Origin of the sequence: Paenibacillus agaridevorans (assembly GCF_003112455.1) — a bacterium.
GTDB lineage: Bacteria > Bacillota > Bacilli > Paenibacillales > Paenibacillaceae > Pristimantibacillus > Pristimantibacillus agaridevorans.
The window spans coordinates 16,797-21,637 of the sequence record NZ_BDQX01000189.1 but is presented as its reverse complement, the minus strand read 5'-3'; the positions used below and the strand labels follow the sequence as shown (position 1 = coordinate 21,637).

Annotated in this window: 2 protein-coding genes; both read right to left on the bottom strand. The window is 55.4% G+C overall.

Annotated features, from left to right (window positions below; genetic code table 11):
• Positions 1-1,628: DUF4838 domain-containing protein (locus PAT3040_RS18220; RefSeq protein ID WP_181376702.1), on the bottom strand; the 1,628-nt coding region annotated here is incomplete at its 3' end.
• Positions 1,629-1,729: 101 nt separating this feature from the next.
• Positions 1,730-4,841, bottom strand: a 3,112-nt coding sequence (locus PAT3040_RS18215) for a DUF4082 domain-containing protein (protein WP_146200455.1), incomplete at its 5' end; no start/stop codon positions are given.

The window sequence follows — 4,841 nt, the reverse complement described above, 5'->3', positions numbered from 1 at the left end:
CGGGCCCGCGGAACGGCTCCGTCGTCCATAGCGGGCTGCCAGCCGAAAACCTCCTCCCCGTCCGTCCTCAGCCATGTATCGGTAAATCTGAGCTTAAAAAACTCCGTATTGTAAGCCGTGAGTCCGGCCAGGGCATCCGACAGCCGATCCAGACGCTCCCGGCTAATCACGGCATATGGACCATACAAATGGCGGCATAAGCTTTCGATCGTTGTCTCCGCCTCTTCTTCCTCCCAGGCCATCCGGGCAAAAACATAGAGATTCGGCCACATCGCGGCACGCTCCGAATCCATCTCCCGCCCGGCGTCGGCCGCGGTCACCGCCTGTCTGGAGATTTCCTCCCGGATGATGCGGACCGACTTGCCGTAAGGCACGATCAGGCTCATGACGCCGCTCGCCCCAATGCGGCGAAAGGAGGCCATGTCCTCTCCGATCGTCCGGAACAGCGGCGGGAACAGGGAGGTCAGCATCCAATAATCGGAATAATATTCGAACGCGGTCAGTCCCGTTCCGAACGTCCCGCACGCCTCCGCCCATCGGTCGACAGCCGCTTTGAACCTTACGTCGCGAGGCAGAATAGGCTCCTCGAATGAGTCCCGGTAGTTCCGTCCCCAGCAGGCGATCAAAGTGTCCAACTCGCTTGATGTCGGAACGTCCTCTAGCATGCTCCACTCCAACTGCGCATTATAGGCGATGTGTTCTACGTTCACCTTAATGCCTTTCGCGTCGAACGCTTTGCGAAGCCGATCGAGAAACCCGATATAGGCGGTCATGAACCCGGCTCCGCGGCAAGCGGAGCAGCCGCATACATGCTTATTGTCGTTGGGCCATAGCGATAACGTTCGCAGCGCGTCGCCTTTTTCCAGCTCCCTTTCCGCAAAAGAGACGACGTTTCCGATCATGACCTCGACGCCTGCCTCGCACGAGTAGCACGGCTGATCGATCATTCGCGCGCCATCCTCCCCCGCCAGAGCAAACCATTCCGGATGCTCCGGATAAAGCTCCGCCGCCGGGAAAAACCTGCCCAGACTATGGCCGCCCAACGTGAGCTTCAACTGCCTTCTGGCAAGCTCGGGTCTTAATTGCTCCTCAAACCGCTCCCACAGCTCGATCGTAAAAAACAGATCGTTTAAGCCGTTTTTGGCGGACCAATCGATTAAAGCCTTGGCGTATTCGGACGTCTCCGAGCTTTCCAGCACGATCCCCCTTCTCGAAAACGCCGGCTTGTAGCGTCGGCTGCCGACGACCGGTGCGGGCTCGCCCACAGGAACGGAGCGATGTGCAGGAGTTGGCCAGGAGATTCCCGCATGCTCTTCCAAAAAGCGATACGCGCCATACAATACCGCTCTCGGGCTGCCGCCAACAATGACCGCGCCGCCGTTCTCGGCGAATATCCGAAACCCGTCCGCTTCCTCCCGATTACCGTCCGCCGTGTCGAGCACGCGCAGCACGATCGCACCGCCTCCGTCTTCCCCCTCTTCCATCGAACAAGAATACCCGGCAAGAGCCAGATGCGTTTTCAGCTCGGACGCCGCGAAAAGCAGCACTTCATGAGTCGACTTGGGTACCAATATTCGCAAGCCGGAGTCGAGATGGTCCGATAGACGATAGCTTTCTTCTTTTCCCACTGCAACAATCCCCCTGTCCGATATTCGCGATAAGGGGAAGGCAAGGCCCGCCATCGGCACCTTGCCTTCCCGCACAACTATTTTTCCGGCACTGGCAAAACTCACCTTGACAGCAAGTTATAAAGCACCTGTGCCATTTCTGCCCTGGTGGTAGTGCTTGTCGGCGTAAGCTTTCCAACACTTCCTCCGATGGTTCCGGTTTCTACTAACAATGTCATAGCGTCCTTTGCCCACGAAGCAATCTGCCCTGCGTCGCCGAAGCTTGAAAGTGTTTTGCCGGAATTGCCTTGCGGCAGCTTGTCGAAGGCCTTTAAAGCGTTGTACAGCAGAGTAAACATTTCCTGTCGGGCGATCTCCCTGTTGGGCGCAAACCTATTGTTTCCTATGCCTTCGGCTATTCCCAATCTTTTTGCCGCAGCCAGATAGCCGGTATAAAATGTGCTGCCTGCATCCGTGAAGTTAGTCAACCCGTTTTCATCAGGGGCAATCTCATAAGCTCTCATCAGCATGACAAGGAATTCACCGCGAGTCAGCCTTGCATCGGGACTGTAATTGCCGTTGACTGTACCTGTAGTGATACCTCTTGCCGCAATAAAGCCCACTGCCTTGTTGTACCATGCATTTGCCGCTACATCTGCAAAGCTAACCGGATTGTAGCCCACAGCGTAGTAGCTGAAATGAGTGGTGGTAAAAGTAACTGTGCCAGCGATCGCGTCATAATGTCCATTGGGAACCGCTATCGCCTCACCGCTTCCATCGATGAACCAAATCATAATTCTCTCAGGATGGGCAAGCTCTGCTGCTGACGGTAAATAAGGTATCGTTACCGTCACAGGTGCGTTCGGGTTGTTCCACTCCAATTGCTTCCCGTCTATGTAGATGGAAAGCTTGATCAGTGGCCTTTTGCCAATGGCTTTTTTTAATGCCTCAGGCAGTACGGATTTATTACCCTCGCCGATAGAGATTTCCGCTTTTGATCCAGCTACTCCTTTTGCGCCTGTCAGCATATTCGATGGAACAGTAATGCTGCCTTTATCGGTATTAACCCTCAGAGCGCCTTGCCTATCAGTCGTTGACAGATATGGAACTGGAATACCCGTGGTATAGATATCGACGTCTGTGATGGATGGGACTGTAATCACGGAAGTTCCGCCATTTGATAAAAGGTTGTTTATTGAAGCCGTCTCTAAAACTGCAGTTCTAGTTTTTGCATCAACCTTAATGGGCAGGGTCGTATCTTTTGCACCGTTGCCTGAAGCGTCTATCACTTTGATGACTGCGTTATAAGCTGGTGTGGAAGGAGTGCTGACTCCGTTATTGCCTGTTAAACCGTTATTATTTCCGGAGCTTTTCCATTCCGCTGTTACCGTCACATTCTTTGCGGGCATGGTAAATGTAGTGACAGGGTTGTCTTTATCGGTAAAAGTCACACCATCGCTAGAACTCCAACCCCCGAACGTATAATTACTGCGGCTGCCGGCATCTATGGTAATAACCGCACCTTCAGAGTAAGTGCCCGCCCCCGATTCGGCTGCGTAACTTCCGTTTACTGCAAGTGCATAATTCGCTGCAGGTTTTTCCTCAAATACGGCCTTTACATTTACCGCCTCATTAGGCATGGTGAATGTATTTCCATCGATTGTTAACCCTTGCGGACTGACAACCTTCCATTCTTTGAAGATATAGCCCGCCTCTGGTGTCGCGTTCAGCTCAACTATGGTATTCACTCCCGCAGAAGCGACATTGGCGCTCGCTGTGCCGTGACCTTCGGTTTCAACCGCGATGCTGTAGCTGTCCGGCGCAGGGTTGCCAACTTCGGGCACGAACAAAACGTCTCGGAAATAGTTCGTACTGTTAAACGTATAGATCGGCATCGTTCCGATCACGGTCGTGCTCACTCCGCTGTCCTCGTAGGTGACCAGATCCCCGCTGACGAACGGTTGGGCGAAGCCTTGCGGCGAAGCCGCATAAAAATAATCCGACGGCCCGTTCGTGATCGAGACGATATAATCCGTTCCGGCGGAGACTGCAACCGGTTCGGGCAGCAGGAACTCCCGCCATCCGGGATGCCTCGTGGACACGTCCCACGTATATGGACCGGCGATTCGCTGCCCGTCGCTCACTCTCCAGAGGGAGACCAGATGGGCTCCTCCTTCGTCGGGATGGGCGTACAGGCGAACGCCGACGATACGGCCGTCCGCCGTCGTTTGGAATTTCGTCCCCAACTCGTAACGGGCGTCGTTGGAGAAGCCGAGCGGAACCTCTGCGCCCAGAACGGTCTGCTCGTGGTCCGGCATGAAGACGACATCCCGGAAATAGTTCGCGTCATTAAACGCAAATGTAGGCATCGTTCCGAGCGAGGTCGTGCTGACTCCCTCCCCATAGGCTACGAAACGTCCGCTCCCGGTCAGAACCGCAGGACCCCCTTGTCCGCTTACGGCATACAGCTTGTCGCTCACGCTGTTCGTGACCGATACGATATAGTCGCTGCCGGCTTTGATCCGGACTGGCGCCGGCAGGGCGAACTCCTTCCACCCGGACGTCCCGGCGCTTACATTCCAATCGTAAGGCCCGGCCAGCAGCGTTCCGTCATCGGCGTTCCATAACGATACCCGATGAATGCCCGCCTCGTTTTTATGCGCGTAGATTCTCGCTTTGGTCACATAACCGTTGGTGTTGGCAGAGAACCGGGTCCCGAGTTCGTACACCTCATCGCTGTCAAAACGCTCCGGGGTTTGTCCAGCCTGCAGGCTTGTGCCATTGTTCGGCTCGAAGACGACGTCCCGGAAATAATTTGTACCGTTAAACGAATGCGTTGGCATCGTTCCGATCGAGGCCGTGCTTACGCCGCTGCCGGAGTAGGCGACCAGATGTCCTCGCTCGATCGGCTCGGCGAAGTCTTGCGGCGTGTAGACGTAAAACTTGTCCTCCGCGCTGTTCGTCACGGAGACGATATAGTCGGTATCGGCCTGAACGGCCAGAGGCGAAGGCAGCTCAAACAGCTTCCAGCCCTCGTTTCCCGCAGGGAAGGTCCAGTTGAACGGACCGGCTGCCTGCACCCCGTCATCCACTCGCCAGATGGAGACGACATGCTGCCCGCCTTCATTGGCATGCGCGTACAGCTTCACATGCGTAATCGTTCCGTCCACGGTCGTCTTGAACCGGGTTCCAAGCTCGTAGCGGGCATCGTTGCTCGCCCCTGTCGGCGTTTCC